We start from the raw sequence: 13,884 nt of genomic DNA on the forward strand, positions 1-13,884 counted from the left end.
CCGTGAGTCACCAGATCGAAACCTGCGAGGTCTGTTGCGACTCGCCATGCGCAGGTCAGAATCACGCTTCAGAATCTACGCGCGTTGTTGACCATTCGCCCTGGAGAAGCACTCATGCCGTTGAACCGCCGGAAGTTCCTGAAGAAGTCCGCCGTGACCGGAGCGGGGGTGGCACTCGCCGGTGCGGCGGCTCCGATGGCGGAGGCTGCGGAGCCTGCGGCGGCCACGACGGCGACGAAGAAGTGCGAGAAGCGGTACTCGCTGACCGTCATGGGCACCACCGATCTGCACGGTCACGTCTTCAACTGGGACTACTTCAAGAACGCGGAGTACACCGACGCCAAGGGCAACGCGCAGGGCCTGGCCCGGGTCTCGACGCTGGTGAACGAGATCCGTGCGGAGCGGGGCCGGCGCAACACGCTGCTCATCGACGCGGGCGACACGATCCAGGGCACCCCGCTGACGTACTACTACGCCAAGGTGGACCCGATCACCGCCAAGGGCGGCCCCGTGCACCCGATGGCGCAGGCGATGAACGCCATCGGCTTCGACGCGGTGGCGCTCGGCAACCACGAGTTCAACTACGGCATCGAGACGCTGCGCAAGTTCGAGGAGCAGTGCCGCTTCCCGCTGCTGGGTGCGAACGCGCTGGACGCGAAGACGCTGAAGCCCGCCTTCCCGCCGTACTTCATCAAGAAGTTCCGCGTGCAGGGTGCCCCGCCCGTGAAGGTCGCCGTCCTCGGTCTGACCAACCCGGGCATCGCGATCTGGGACAAGGCCTATGTCCAGGGCAAGCTGACCTTCCCGGGCCTGGAGGAGCAGGCGGCGAAGTGGGTGCCGAAGCTGAAGGCGATGGGCGCGGACGTGGTGATCGTCTCGGCGCACTCCGGCTCCTCGGGCACGTCGTCCTACGGTGACCAGCTGCCGTACATCGAGAACTCTGCGGCGCTGGTGGCACAGCAGGTGCCGGACATCGACGCGATCCTGGTCGGCCACGCGCACGTGGAGATCCCGGAGCTGAAGGTCACCAACGCCAAGACCGGAAAGACGGTCGTCCTCTCCGAGCCGCTGTGCTTCGCCGAGCGCCTGTCGCTGTTCGACATCGAGCTGACCTTCGCCAAGGGCCGCTGGACGGTCGAGAAGGTCGCGGCGTCGGTGCTCAACTCCAACACGGTCGCCGACGACCCGAAGATCACCAAGCTGCTGAAGGACGAGCACGACAAGGTCGTCACCTACGTCAACCAGGTCGTCGGCACCGCCACCGAGGCGCTGACCACGGTCGAGGCCCGCTACAAGGACGCCCCGATCATCGACCTGATCACCAAGGTCCAGGAGGACGTGGCGAAGGCGGCGCTGGCGGGCACGGAGTACGCCGCGCTGCCCGTCATCGCACAGGCCTCCCCGTTCTCGCGCACGTCGGAGATCCCCGCCGGCAATGTGACGATCCGGGACCTGTCGAGCCTGTACGTCTACGACAACACGCTGGTCGCGAAGCTGATGACGGGCGCCCAGCTCAAGGCGTACCTGGAGTACTCGGCCGAGTACTTCGTGCAGACCGCCGCCGACGTGACCGTCGACGTGGACAAGCTGACGAACGCGAACAACCGCCCCGACTACAACTACGACTACGTCTCCGGGCTGTCGTACGAGATCGACGTCGCGCAGGCGGCGGGTTCACGGATCAAGAAGCTGTCCTACAACGGTGCCGCCCTGGACGACGCCCAGAAGTTCGTGTTCGCGGTGAACAACTACCGGGCCAACGGCGGTGGCGCGTTCCCGCATGTGGCGGCGGCGCAGGAGCTGTGGGCGGAGTCGACGGAGATCCGCACCCGGATCGCGGAGTGGGTGACCGCGAAGGGCGTGCTGGACCCGAAGGACTTCGCGTCGGTGGACTGGAAGCTGACGCGCGACGGTACGCCCGTCTTCTAGGGCCGCGCAGGGAAGGCCGACGGCGGACCGGCCGTCGGCCTTCCCCTCCGCTCAGAACAGGCTCGTCACGCTGTCCTGAAGGGCCGCCACATCGCCCGCGACGGCGGCCGTGGCCGCCACGCCGGGGGCGAGGAAGCCGAGCCATCGCAGCAGGACGCCCCGGCGGGGCTCGTCCTGGGCGAGTTCGGCCTCGACACGCTCGGCGGCTTCCACGAGTTCCTCGCCGTCCTCGTACTCGCCCTGGTGAGTGCGTACCTGGTCGAGCAGCAGCCGTGCCGCGGCCCGCAGTTCGGCGATGGCCGCCTCGCGGTCGGCGTCGGCCGGAGTGCCGGTGGTGGCGGTCGAGCGGTTGACGGCTACCGCGCTGCCGTCGATGCGGATGTCGCCGCCGGCCTGGATGCCGCTGTTGTCGCCGGCGCCCGTGTCTGACATGTCGTCACCTTCCTCGGTTCGCGGACGGCGCGGCGGCGGGCTGCCCGGCCTGTGCCGGCTGGCCCGCGGCCCCGGCCGCCTGACCGCGCCGGAAGACTCCGGCCACGCTGCCGCCCACCCCTACGGCGGAACCGTGGACGTTCACGTCGCCGCCCGCGTACAAGCCGGTGTTGTAGATGGTGGTCTGACGCTGCATCAGTTCGTTGGTGTCGATGTCGTGCTCCTCCAGGAACTCCACCAGGGCGTCCAGGACGCGGTGTTCGACCGTCTTGGCGTACAGCTCCCGGTCGAGTTGCTGGAAGTAGCGGTAGTAGAGCTTGTCGCTGGCCGCGTCCCTGATGCTGAAGGACGCTCCGTAGTCGAAGGCACGGTGGCGGATCTCCTGTGCCTGACGGCGTTGCTTGCCGTGCTGGATGAACGGCGAGAACAGGCCCGCGATGACCGAGAAGGGCGACCCGACCAGCAGGAGCGGGGCGCGCAGGCCGGCCTGGGCCACCAGGGCCCACCACTGCCGGAAGGTCGGCGAGTCGAGCAGCCGGTCCGCGATGCGGTAGCGCTCGCGCACCGGGGCGAGCAGGGAACTGCTGCCCTCGATGAAGAGCATCTTGCGGTCGGACAGCAGCGCGCACCGCAGGAAGAAGGTGATGGCGAGTTCGCCGCTCCAGCCGGTGACCCGGATCGCGAGGTACGGGCGGGCCCGGCCCTTGCCGTCCTCGCGCAGCTCGTGCAGGAGGTCCGTGGAGACCCTCGCGCCGGGCGGTCCGGCGGGGTCCGCCAGCAGTTCGGAGCGGGTGCGCTCGTCCACCTCGTACTGGAGGTCCTTGCCGTTGACCAGGAGCAGGTTCTCGACGTGGACGCCGGGCAGCTTCAGGTCCCCGACCCGGGCGGCGAGATGGTCGTTGAGCTCGTGCACGGTGAACGGCACGACCTGCTTGCCCTCTTGGGGGCGCGCCGTGTCGAGTGCGAACGACCAGGTGCTCGTCGTCTGCCCGTACCCGACGAAGGGGGTGTACATCGAGGAGACCACGACGTTGCCCCGGTCGCGCCTCTCGATCTCCTCGATGCGCCGCCGGTTCTCGGCACCGGCCGGCTGCGGGGCCTTGTCCGGGGCGAAGTTCTCGCGGCTGAGCTGCTTGGAGACCACGCCGTAGTGCACCGAGAGGGACTCGACGGCGACGATGACCCAGGCCACGAGCCAGCCCATGATGATCGCCGTGCCGAAGGTGATCGGCAGCATGATCACCACGATCAGCAGCAGTACGGCGAGCAGGACGTCCCGCCCCACCTGACGGCGGCGGGCCGCCAGGGCGTGCCGCAGCACACAGCCGAGGTCGACGCCCGGCGACGAGGCGACGGCGCGGCGCGGCTCCTCCACGATCTGCTCGACGGCCCGGCGGGCGAACCTGGTGTCCGTGTGGACGGCGGTGCACAGATACCGGGTGATGTCGGGGGCGAAGCGGGTGGACGGGGCTGCCAGGGGGGCGCGGGAGGGCGCCGGTGGTGTGGGGACGGTGGGACGGACGGCGGCGGGTGGCCGAGTCGGTGCGGCGGGGGCGGGAGACGGGGACGGGACGGACGGAGCCGGGGCCGGGGCGGACGGGGGCGGCTTCGGTGCGTCCGTCGGGTCGATGGCGCGGGCGGTGCCGCAGTTGGCGCAGGTGCGGTAGTTGCGGTCGTTGTCCGCTTGGCAGCGGGGGCATTTGAGGGTGTGAGTGGTCATGGCTTTCTTCCTCCTCTCGGATTTCTGGCGCAGGACGAGGTAATTCGGCGGTGACGAAAATCGGCCATTCCCGGTGATCGCATATATGCGTTTTCCAGAAATGGCCGGGAGGGAGCGCAGCCCGTCGAGCAGCGAGGATGCCGCAGTCGAAAGCTCCAGCAGACCAATCCCCGCATGAACCGGAAGGTATCAGCGGGCCCGGGCAGAGGGGAGGGAAACGGGATATGCAAGTGCCTTTTGCGCGTCCCCTTCCACGATTCTTCACGCCGATCGCACAGCTGTCCGCCGGGGCTGTTACCGAAGTGACGGGAGGGACTGTGCGGGCCGTCCTTACCGCCTCTCGACCAGCGGGGTGAGCACCGGTGCCTTGCGCGCGGCCGGGATCCGGGGCCGCTGTTCGAGGCCGAAGGTGGTGAACGCCGTACGACCGGGGAGGGCGTAAGTCTCCTTGCCGGTCACGGAGTTGAGGATCCCGGCGCTGCGCCAGGCCGCGAGGCCGAGGTCCGGGGCGCCGACGCCATGGGTGTGGCGTTCGGCGTTCTGGACGTAGACGTTGCAGCCGGAGCCGGTGACCGTCGGGTCCATGACCATGCGGTACTGGTCGTCGATCCGGGGGCGTTCGCGGCTGTCGCGGCGCATGTAGGGGTCGAGGCCGGCAAGGATGCGGTCCAGGGAGCGCTCGCGGTAGCCGGTGGCCAGGACGACCGCGTCGGTGGTCAGGCGTGAGCGGGTGTTCTGGTGGATGTGCTCCAGGTGGAGCTCGACCTTGGTCGTGGCGATACGGCCGGCGGTGCGGACGCGGACCCCCGGGGTGAGCACGGTTTCGGGCCAGCCGCCGTGCAGGGTGCGGCGGTAGAGCTCGTCGTGGATGGCGCCGAGGGTGGCGGCGTCGATGCCCTTGTGGAGCTGCCACTGGGAGGCCACGAGCTTGTCGCGGACCGGTTCGGCCAGGGCGTGGAAGTAGCGGGTGTAGTCGGGGGTGAAGTGCTCAAGGCCCAGCTTGGAGTACTCCATCGGCGCGAAGGCCTCGCTACGGCCGAGCCAGTGCAGCTTCTCCCGCCCGACGGGGCGGCGTCGGAGCAGGTCCAGGAAGATCTCGGCGCCCGACTGTCCGGAGCCGATGACGGTGACGTGGTCGGCGGCGAGCAGTGTCTCGCGGTGGTCGAGGTAGTCGGCGGCGTGGATCACGGGCACGGCGGGCGCCTCGACGAGGGGCCGCAGCGGGTCCGGGACGTACGGCTCGGTGCCGATGCCGAGGACGATGTTGCGGGCGTATGTGCGCCCGAGCGCCTCGACCTCTCCGTCGGGCGCGATCTGGGTGAAGTCGACCTCGAAGACGTCGCGTTCGGGGTTGAAGCGGACCGCGTCGACCTGGTGACCGAAGCGCAGTCCCGAGAGGTTCTCGCAGACCCAGCGGCAGTAGGCGTCGTACTCGGCGCGCTGGATGTGGAAGCGCTCGGCGAAGTAGAAGGGGAAGAGCCGGTCGCGGTGCCTGAGGTAGTTGAGGAACGACCAGGGGCTGGCGGGGTCGGCGAGCGTCACCAGGTCGGCGAGGAAGGGGACCTGGACGCGGGAGCCGTCGATGAGCAGCCCCGGGTGCCAGGAGAAGGCGATGCGCTGTTCGTAGAAGACGGCGTCGAGTTCGGCGAGCGGCTGGGCGAGGGCGGCCAGCGACAGGTTGAAGGGACCGATGCCGATGCCGACGAGGTCGCGGGGGGTGTCGGGGTCCTGGCGCGGGGCGCCCGGCTGCGGGTCGGCTGGGGGGTTCGACTGCGGGCTCATCCGGGGGTGTTTCCTTCCACAAGTTTCAGCAGGGCGGCCAGGTCGTCCGGGCGGGTCACGGGATTGAGGAGGGTCACCTTCAACCACAGGCGCCCGTCTGTGCGGGCCCGGCCCAGGACGGCTCGGCCTTCGGTGAGGAGCCTTCGGCGTACGGCCGCGACGGCGTCGTCGGTGGCGTGTGCGGGCCGGAACAGGACCGTGCTGAGGGTGGGCCGGTCGTGGAGCTCGAAGCCGGGGTGGTCGTCGACGAGGGCGGCGAACTCGCGGGCGCTGTCGCAGACTCGCTCGACCAGCCGGCCGAGGCCGCTGCGGCCGAGGGTCTTGAGGGTGACGGCGATCTTGAGGGCGTCGGGCCTGCGGCTGGTGCGCAGGGAGCGGCCGAGCAGGTCGGGCAGGCCCGCGTCGGTGTCGTCGTCGGCGTTGAGGTAGTCGGCGCGGTGGTGGAGCACCGTGAGATCGCCCGGGTCGCGGACGGCGAGGAGACCCGCGGCGACCGGCTGCCAGCCGAGTTTGTGCAGGTCGAGGGTGACGGTATCGGCGGTGTCGAGGCCGGTCAGCCGGTCGCGGTAGCGGTCGCTGAAGAGCAGGCCACCGCCGTAGGCGGCGTCCACGTGGAGCCGGGCGCCATGGGCCGCGCACAGGGCCGCGATCTCGGGGAGGGGGTCGATGATCCCGGCGTCGGTGGTGCCGGCGGTGGCGGCGACGAGATGCGGGCCGGGCAACTCGGTGAGCGCCTCGTCCAGGGCGGCGGGATCGAGGGCGCCGGCCGGGGCGGGCACGACGACGGGCTCGGCCAGCCCGAGCAGCCAGGCGGCACGCGGCAGCGAGTGGTGTGCGTTGGCCCCGTGCACGAGCCGGACGCCGGCGCCGCAGGCCTCCCGGGCGAGGAGGAGGGCGAGCTGGTTGGACTCGGTGCCGCCGGTGGTGATCAGGGCGGAGGGCGGTGGCTGGGGCGGGCCGACGGGGGCCGTGGTGGCACCGGAGGCCTCCCGCCGGAGCCCGCCGCTGTCGCTGAACACCTCCCGCGCCAGGGCCGCCGTGACCAACGCCTCCAGCTCCGAGGCGCCCGGCGCCTGGTCCCAGGAGTCGAGGGACGGGTTGAGGGTGGAGACGGCGAGGTCGGCGGCGGTGGCGAGGGCGAGGGGCGGGCAGTGGAGGTGGGCCGTGCAGAAGGGGTCGGCCGGGTCGGCGGCGGCCTCCGCGAGCGCGCGGACGACGGTGTGCAGGGCGTTCGGATCGCCCTCGTCCGGCAGTACGTCCCCGACCGCGGCCCGCATCCGCGCGGCCACCGCCTGCGGTCCGCCCGCGGGCAGCGGTCCCCCGCGGGCCTGCGCGCCCTCGTTCAGCGCGTCCAGCACGGTGTCCAGCAACGGCCACAGGGCGTGGGGACCTTCGGGGCCTGAGGCGAGCGACGCAGGCGTGCTCATCGTGTCCTCCCGGGCGCTGGGCGAGAAGGACTTCCAGCTTGTACCCGGATGGACGATGGCGCCCGAAAAGCCCAATGATCGGAACCCGAAAGGGGGTACTTTCGTGCGGGGAAAGCGTGTCGGATGCGGTATGCGGAGTTCGGCGGAGTAGGGGGCAGCCGGACGAACCGGCGCCCCCTACGTCGGACGTACTAGCCCTTTCGGTCCTCTCGCACCCTCAACGCCCTTGCCAGGTCGTCGAGTTGGTCGGCGAGCCTGCGGCGCAGCGCCGGGACCGGCTCGCCGTCGCGCAGGCACTCCTCCCCCAGCCGCAAGGCTTCGGCGTCCACGGCGTGCATCGGGAAGGCGTGGCGTCCGGCGGCGTCGGCGATGGCGTGGCCGCGGCGGGCGGCGAGGGCGAGCGCGTCCTTGAAGTAGCGCGGGACGTAACTCCGGACGAGGTCGGCCTGTTCGGGCTGCCAGAAGCCCTGGGCGGTCGCGGTGAAGAGGTAGTTGGACAGGTCCTTGGTCTCGTCGGTGGCGAACAGGGCCTCCCACGCCCTCGCCTTGGCCTCCTCGTCGGGCAGGGCGGCGCGGCAGCGGGCGGCGCCCTCCTGGCCGGTGGCGCTCGGGTCGCGCTCCAGCTCGGCGGCGATGGCGGCCTCGTCGACGGCGCCGAGCACGGCGAGCCGGCCCAGGACCCGCCAGCGCAGCTCGGGGTCGAGCTCGGGTCCGCCGGGCACGGTGCCGTCGGCGAGCCAGGCGGCGATCGTGTCGGGGTGGGCGGCGACGGAGATGAAGTGGCGTACGGCGATCAGGCGCAGGCCGGGGTTGTCGCCGTCCTCGGTGCGGCGGATGAGGTCGCGGCACAGGGCGGACAGGGTGGCCACGGCGGCAGGCCGCTCCTCGGCGGGGAGGAAGCGGTCGGCGATCTGGGCGGAGGCGAACGCGAGGACGCCCTGCACGATGGCGAGATCGGACTCCCGGGGCAGGTGGGCGCGGGCGGCCTCCAGATAGGCGCTGGCGGCCAGTTCGCCGTCGCGGACCGCGTCCCGCAGGGCGTTCCAGACGACGGCTCGGGAGAGCGGGTCGGGCAGGCCCGACAGGCGCGCGCCGACGGTCTCGAAGGACTCGGCGTCGAAGCGGACCTTGGCGTAGGTCAGATCGCCGTCGTTGAGCAGCAGCAGTGCCGGGCGCTTGCCGATGGGCCGCGGGGCGCTCTGCGGGACGTCGATCTCGAGCCGGTCGCGCAGAGTGAGGTGGCCCTCGTCGTCGCCCAGGTCCTGGTCGTACAGGCCGACGGCGACGCGGTGCGGGCGGCTGCCCGCGTGGTCGACGGTGAGGCTGTAGGTGCCGTTGTCGCCGGGGGTGACCTGCGGGGTGAGGGTGTCGACGCCGGTGGTGCGCAGCCAGCTGTCGGCCCAGGCGTGGACGTCGCGGTCGGTGGCGGAAGCGAGGGAGTCGATGAAGTCGGCGAGGGCGGCGTTGGCGAACTTGTGCCGGGCGAAGTGGGTGTTGATGCCGGCGAGGAAGTCCTTCTCGCCGAGCCAGGTCACGAGCTGGCGCAGCGCGGAGGCGCCCTTGGCGTAGGAGATGCCGTCGAAGTTGAGCATGGCGGAGGCCGTGTCGTCGACGGCCTCGGGGGCGACGGGGTGGGTGGAGGGCCGCTGGTCGGCGTCGTAGCCCCAGGACTTGCGGACGATGCCGAAGTCGGTCCAGGTGTCGGTGAAGCGGGTGGCCTCGACGAGGGTCTGGTAGCCCATGTACTCGGCGAAGGACTCGTTCAGCCAGATGTCGTCCCACCAGCGCAGGGTGACGAGGTCGCCGAACCACATGTGGGCCATCTCGTGGGCGATGACCATGGCGCGGGTCTGCCGCTCGGTGTCGGTGACGGCGGAGCGGTAGACGAACTCGTCGCGGAAGGTGACCAGTCCGGGGTTCTCCATGGCGCCGGCGTTGAACTCTGGGACGAAGGCCTGGTCGTAGGAGTCGAAGGGGTAGGGCTCGTCGAACTTCTCGTGGAAGCGGTCGAAGCACTGCCGGGTGACCTCGAAGATCTCGTCGGCGTCCGCGTCCAGGTGGGGGGCCAGGGAGCGGCGGCAGTGGATGCCGAAGGGCAGGCCGCGGTGCTCGGTGCGCACCGAGTGCCAGGGGCCGGCGGCCACCGCGACGAGGTAGGTGGAGATCAGCGGGGTGGGCGCGGCCTGCCAGCGGCCCTCGCCGAGGTGCTCGGTGCGGCTGTTGGCGAGGACGGTCCAGCCTTCGGGGGCGGTCACGGACAGGTCGAAGACGGCCTTGAGGTCCGGCTGGTCGAAGGCGGCGAAGACGCGCTGGACGTCCTCCATGAACAGCTGGGTGTAGAGGTAGGTCTCGCCGTCGGTGGGGTCGGTGAAGCGGTGCATGCCCTCGCCGGTCCGGGAGTAGCGCATGGCCGCGTCGACACGCAGCTCGTGCTCACCGGCGGTGAGGTCCTTCAGGGGCAGCCTGTTGCCGTCCAGGGTCTCCGGGTCCAGGGGACGGCCGTCCAGCGTGACGGAGCGCAATTCGGCCGGCTTGACCTCGACGAAGGTGTCCGCGCCGGTGCGCGCGGTGAACCCGATGACGGTGCGGGAGTCGAAGGTCTCGTCCCCGGTCGTCAGATCGAGTTCGATCGTGTAGCGATGGACGTCGAGGAGCTGGGCACGAGTCTGCGCTTCGTCGCGCGTGAGTACGGACATGCAGGACATGCTGCCTGATGGCACCGACAACTCACAGAGGCTGATCAGTACGGGCGTTATGTCCGGTCCTTGGCCGGCGTGGCGGTCGGGTTGTCGCGCTGCGGCGGGACGTGGGTGTCGGAGTGGCGCAGGGTGCGGCGTGGACGCGGTTCCGGTGCGTCGGTGTGGCCCTTGACCAGGGCACGTAACTCGCGGACCTCCTCCTCCAGGGCTCGGTGGCGCTGGTAGGCGTCGTACAGGTAGCGGACCTTGGTGCGCAGCGCCCAGGGGTCGGTGGGCTTCAGGACCAGGTCAGCGACGCCGAGCCCGAAGGCGGTGGCGGTCAGTTCGTGATCGGCGCCGAAGCCGGTGAGCAGGATGACCGGTATGTTCTGGGTCTGCTCCACGCGCCGCATGTACCGCACGACGTCCAGCCCGCTGACGCCCGGCATGCGGACATCCAGGAGCAGCAGGCCGACCTGCCCGCGGAGCACCTGCTTGAGGGCCTCGTCACCGCTGGTGGCGCGGGCGAGCCGGTAGCCCAGCGGGGCCAGGGCGCTTTCCAGGGCGTACAGCGTCTCCTCGTGGTCGTCGACGATGAGGATCTTGGCATCCGACGGCATGGCCCGACGTCCCTCCCGCGTGGACATCCAGGGTATGTCCGGGGGTGCTGACGGAGCGTGCGCGTCAGCTGGCATGCGGTGCACAGCGCAGCATGCCCCCCGCGGGCCGCCGTGTCACTCCCTCGGAAGGGCCAGTAGGCGTCAGTTCGCCGTGGGCGCAGCGTCGTTGACCGTGTCCTCGGCGATGCTCTCGTGGTGCCTGATCACCTCGGCGATGATGAAGTTCAGGAACTTCTCGGCGAACGCCGGATCGAGCTTGGCGTTCTCGGCGAGGGTGCGCAGCCGGGCGATCTGCCGGGCCTCCCGGGCCTGGTCGGCCGGCGGGAGCTGGTGGCGGGCCTTGAGATGGCCGACCTGCTGCGTGCACTTGAAGCGTTCGGCGAGCATGTGGACGACGGCCGCGTCGATGTTGTCGATGCTGTCGCGCAGCCGGGCGAGCTCCTCGCGGACCGCGGGGTCGACGTCGCCTGGGGACATGTTGCTGGTCATGAGGGCTCAGCCTACGGGGCCGCCTCGGTCGTCGTTCGCCTGATCACGGGTGGATCGGCGGGATCGGGGACCCGGTTGCTCCAGCCGCCGGGCACGGTGCGGCCCTGCTGCGCGCGGAAGCGGACCGGGGCCATGCCGACCCGGCGGGTGAACAGGCGGGAGAAGTAAGCGGGGTCGTCGTAGCCGACGCGGCGGGCGACGGCGGCGACGGGGAGGTCGGTGGCGGCGAGGAGTTCCTTGGCGCGGCCCAGCCGGATGCCGAGCAGATAGTCCTTGGGGCTGCACCCGGCGCCCCTGCGGACGGCCGTGCGCAGTTCGGCCGGGGTCATGCCGTGCCGGGCGGCGTGGTCGGCGACCGTGAGCGGCAGACAGGCGTCGCGGGCGAGGGCCTTGAGGACCGCCTCGCCGTCGGGGGCGAGGTCGGCGCGGGCGCGGCGCAGGGCGACGAGGAGCTCGTGGACGGCGGCGCCGGTCTCCACCTCCAGCAGGGGGTTGTCGCGGCGCGCGGCGCGGGCCATGCGTCCGATGACGGCACGCGGGCCCGAGGCGTCGGAGAGGGGCACCACGGGGCGGTCCGGCTCGATGTAGCCGAGTTCGGTGTACGAGGCGGTGGCCGGCCCGGTGAAGTCGACGAAGCCCTCGTCCCAGCCGGTGCCGGGGTGGGGCGCGTAGTGGTGCGGGACGCCGGGGGTGAGCCACAGCAGGGCGGGCGCGATGACGGTCGTACGGCGTCCGTGTGGGTCGGCGTACCAGCCGCCGCCGGTACTGATCACGACGGCGACGTGGTGGTCCAGGACCCTGGGTCCGACGGTGGGGAGGGCGCCGTACTGGAGGCCGACGCCGAGACAGACCAGGCCGAGGCGGTGGTGGGCGGGGCCGGGGGTGAAGAAGCGCATCCAGGTGCGGTACATCCGCGCGCCTCCATCCGCCTTCTTCTCCGCCCGCTTCGGTCCAAGCAGCGCTGATCTTTGTCCATGGATCCCGGCCCGCGCCAGAGGCGAGGGTGGGCTCATGAGCGAGTTCACGGTGGGGGACGAAGACTTCCTGCTGGACGGGCGGCCGGTGCGGCTGCTGTCCGGCGCGCTGCACTACTTCCGGGTGCACGAGGCGCAGTGGGGGCACCGGCTGGCGATGCTGCGAGCGATGGGCCTCAACTGCGTGGAGACGTACGTGCCGTGGAACTTCCACGAGCCGAGCCCGGGGCAGCTGAGGGACGTGGCCGCGCTGGGCCGGTTCCTGGACACGGCCCGGGAGGTGGGGCTGTGGGCGATCGTGCGTCCGGGGCCGTACATCTGCGCCGAGTGGGAGAACGGTGGACTGCCGTACTGGCTGACGGCCGAGGTCGGCGCACGCGCGCGTACCCGTGACGAGGGCTACCTGGGGCACGTGGCGAACTGGTTCGGGCGGCTGCTGCCCGAGATCGTGCCCCGGCAGATCGACCGGGGCGGACCGGTGATCATGGTCCAGGTCGAGAACGAGTACGGCAGCTACGGCTCGGACGCGCGGTATCTACGCCATCTGGCCGGCCTGCTGCGCGAACACGGCGTCACCGTCCCCCTGTTCACCTCGGACGGCCCCGAGGACCACATGCTGTCCGGCGGCTCGATCCCGAGGGTCCTGGCGACGGTGAACTTCGGCTCCCACGCGCGCGTGGCGTTCGAGACGCTGCGCCGGCACCGCCCCGAAGGCCCGCTGATGTGCATGGAGTTCTGGTGCGGCTGGTTCGACCACTGGGGCGGCGAGCACGCCGTCCGGGATCCCGGGGACGCGGCGGCCGCCCTGCGGGAGATCCTGGACCGCGGGGCCTCGGTCAACCTGTACATGGCGCACGGCGGCACGAGCTTCGCGGGCTGGGCGGGCGCCAACCGGGGCGGCGGCGCGCTGCACGACGGGCCCCTGGAGCCCGATGTGACGTCGTACGACTACGACGCCCCGATCGACGAGTACGGCCGCCCCACCGAGAAGTTCCGGGCCTTGCGCGAGGTCCTCGCCGAGTACGCCGACTGCCCCCTTCCCGAAGTCCCGCCCGCGCCCGTGCCGTTGGGGGAGCCGGCCGAGGCGGTCCTGACCGGCTGGGCATCCCTGGCGGCCGTACTGGAGACGCTGGGCGGCCCGGAAGTGTCCGGTCCCGTTCCGCCCACCTTCGAGGAACTGGGCGTCGAGCGGGGCCTGGTGCGCTACGAGGTGACGGTGCCGGGTCCGCGGCAGCCGTACCCGCTGACGGTGCGCGGGCTGCGGGACCTCGCCGTGGTGTACGTCGACGGGCAGCGGGCCGGGGTGCTCACCGAGGACGACGCGTGCCTCAAGGAGCCCGTCGCCGGGCACGCGCGCGTGGAGCTGTGGGTGGAGTCCCTGGGCCGGGTCAACTACGGGCCGCGGCTGGGCGAGCCCAAGGGGATCACCGGGGGCGTCCTGCACGAGCGGCAGTTTCTGCACGACGTACGCGCGCGTGGGCTGCGACTGGAGGCCCTGGACGACATCGAGGGCGTCCGGGCGGTGCCGTCGCGGGAGCTGCCCGAGGACGGCGCCCCGGGGTTGTACCGGGGCACCGTCACGGTGCGGGGCGCCGGTGACGCCCGTCTGGAGCTGCCGGGCTGGACCCGCGGGTTCGTGTGGATCAACGGCTTCGGTCTGGGCCGTTACTGGTCCGCGGGCCCGCAGCGCACCCTGTTCGTGCCGGGGCCCGTACTGCGGGAGGGCGCCAACGAGGTGTGGCTGCTGGAGCTGGAGAGGACGGCCCGGACCGGGTCCGGCGAGGCGGGTGTCCCGGTCCTGCGGGCCGTCTGACGCACCTTGCTGCGGCGGCT

The 13,884-nt window shown here is 71.3% G+C and carries 10 protein-coding genes; 2 read left to right on the forward strand and 8 right to left on the reverse strand.

The window, feature by feature from the left end:
* The first annotated feature begins 114 nt into the window (after nt 1-114).
* Nucleotides 115-1,929 carry a bifunctional metallophosphatase/5'-nucleotidase gene (locus OG254_RS12990; RefSeq protein ID WP_405580900.1) on the forward strand — a complete coding sequence of 605 codons (1,815 nt, stop codon included), beginning with the start codon at nt 115-117 and terminating at the stop codon, nt 1,927-1,929.
* Between the two features lie 51 nt (nt 1,930-1,980).
* On the opposite strand, the gene OG254_RS12995 is transcribed toward OG254_RS12990, so the two are convergent.
* The 8 genes from OG254_RS12995 to OG254_RS13030 form a co-directional block, all read right to left on the reverse strand.
* The gene (locus tag OG254_RS12995) at nt 1,981-2,361 is read right to left on the reverse strand and encodes a hypothetical protein (protein WP_405580903.1); all 381 of its coding nucleotides are present in this window, start codon (nt 2,359-2,361) and stop codon (nt 1,981-1,983) included.
* Nucleotides 2,362-2,365: 4 nt separating this feature from the next.
* Nucleotides 2,366-4,081: a hypothetical protein gene (locus tag OG254_RS13000; RefSeq protein WP_405580905.1), complete on the reverse strand. Its 1,716-nt coding sequence runs from the start codon at nt 4,079-4,081 to the stop codon at nt 2,366-2,368.
* A gap of 330 nt (nt 4,082-4,411) precedes the next feature.
* Nucleotides 4,412-5,863 (reverse strand): lysine N(6)-hydroxylase/L-ornithine N(5)-oxygenase family protein, encoded by a 1,452-nt coding sequence (locus OG254_RS13005; RefSeq protein ID WP_405580908.1) that lies wholly within the window; start codon nt 5,861-5,863, stop codon nt 4,412-4,414.
* Nucleotides 5,860-7,290: a pyridoxal phosphate-dependent decarboxylase family protein gene (locus OG254_RS13010; RefSeq protein ID WP_405580911.1), complete on the reverse strand. Its 1,431-nt coding sequence runs from the start codon at nt 7,288-7,290 to the stop codon at nt 5,860-5,862. Before OG254_RS13010 ends, OG254_RS13005 begins: the two co-directional genes overlap by 4 nt.
* 191 nt (nt 7,291-7,481) lie before the next feature.
* Nucleotides 7,482-9,986: an aminopeptidase N gene (gene pepN / locus OG254_RS13015; protein ID WP_405580913.1), complete on the reverse strand. Its 2,505-nt coding sequence runs from the start codon at nt 9,984-9,986 to the stop codon at nt 7,482-7,484.
* Nucleotides 9,987-10,042: 56 nt separating this feature from the next.
* Nucleotides 10,043-10,588, reverse strand: coding sequence for a two-component system response regulator (locus OG254_RS13020; protein WP_405580916.1), 546 nt, complete (start codon nt 10,586-10,588; stop codon nt 10,043-10,045).
* A 141-nt stretch (nt 10,589-10,729) separates the two neighbouring features.
* A complete protein-coding gene (locus OG254_RS13025) occupies nt 10,730-11,077 on the reverse strand; it encodes a chorismate mutase (RefSeq protein WP_405580919.1) in 348 nt (115 codons plus the stop codon).
* A gap of 11 nt (nt 11,078-11,088) precedes the next feature.
* Nucleotides 11,089-11,988: a helix-turn-helix domain-containing protein gene (locus tag OG254_RS13030; protein ID WP_405580921.1), complete on the reverse strand. Its 900-nt coding sequence runs from the start codon at nt 11,986-11,988 to the stop codon at nt 11,089-11,091.
* A gap of 100 nt (nt 11,989-12,088) precedes the next feature.
* Between OG254_RS13030 and OG254_RS13035 the strand changes: the two genes are divergently transcribed.
* The gene (locus tag OG254_RS13035; RefSeq protein WP_405580924.1) at nt 12,089-13,864 is read left to right on the forward strand and encodes a glycoside hydrolase family 35 protein; all 1,776 of its coding nucleotides are present in this window, start codon (nt 12,089-12,091) and stop codon (nt 13,862-13,864) included.
* Nucleotides 13,865-13,884: the final 20 nt, after the last annotated feature.

Source organism: Streptomyces sp. NBC_01092, from assembly GCF_045039535.1.
Lineage (GTDB): Bacteria > Actinomycetota > Actinomycetes > Streptomycetales > Streptomycetaceae > Streptomyces.

Coding starts and splice junctions, on each gene's coding strand:
- OG254_RS13035 (WP_405580924.1), top strand. CDS start 12,089: ATGAGCGAGTTCACGGTGGGGGACGAAGACTTCCTGCTGGACGGGCGG.
- OG254_RS12990 (WP_405580900.1), top strand. CDS start 115: ATGCCGTTGAACCGCCGGAAGTTCCTGAAGAAGTCCGCCGTGACCGGA.
- OG254_RS13005 (WP_405580908.1), bottom strand. CDS start 5,863: ATGAGCCCGCAGTCGAACCCCCCAGCCGACCCGCAGCCGGGCGCCCCG.
- OG254_RS13010 (WP_405580911.1), bottom strand. CDS start 7,290: ATGAGCACGCCTGCGTCGCTCGCCTCAGGCCCCGAAGGTCCCCACGCC.
- OG254_RS13025 (WP_405580919.1), bottom strand. CDS start 11,077: ATGACCAGCAACATGTCCCCAGGCGACGTCGACCCCGCGGTCCGCGAG.
- pepN (WP_405580913.1), bottom strand. CDS start 9,986: ATGTCCGTACTCACGCGCGACGAAGCGCAGACTCGTGCCCAGCTCCTC.
- OG254_RS13030 (WP_405580921.1), bottom strand. CDS start 11,988: ATGTACCGCACCTGGATGCGCTTCTTCACCCCCGGCCCCGCCCACCAC.
- OG254_RS13020 (WP_405580916.1), bottom strand. CDS start 10,588: ATGCCGTCGGATGCCAAGATCCTCATCGTCGACGACCACGAGGAGACG.
- OG254_RS12995 (WP_405580903.1), bottom strand. CDS start 2,361: ATGTCAGACACGGGCGCCGGCGACAACAGCGGCATCCAGGCCGGCGGC.
- OG254_RS13000 (WP_405580905.1), bottom strand. CDS start 4,081: ATGACCACTCACACCCTCAAATGCCCCCGCTGCCAAGCGGACAACGAC.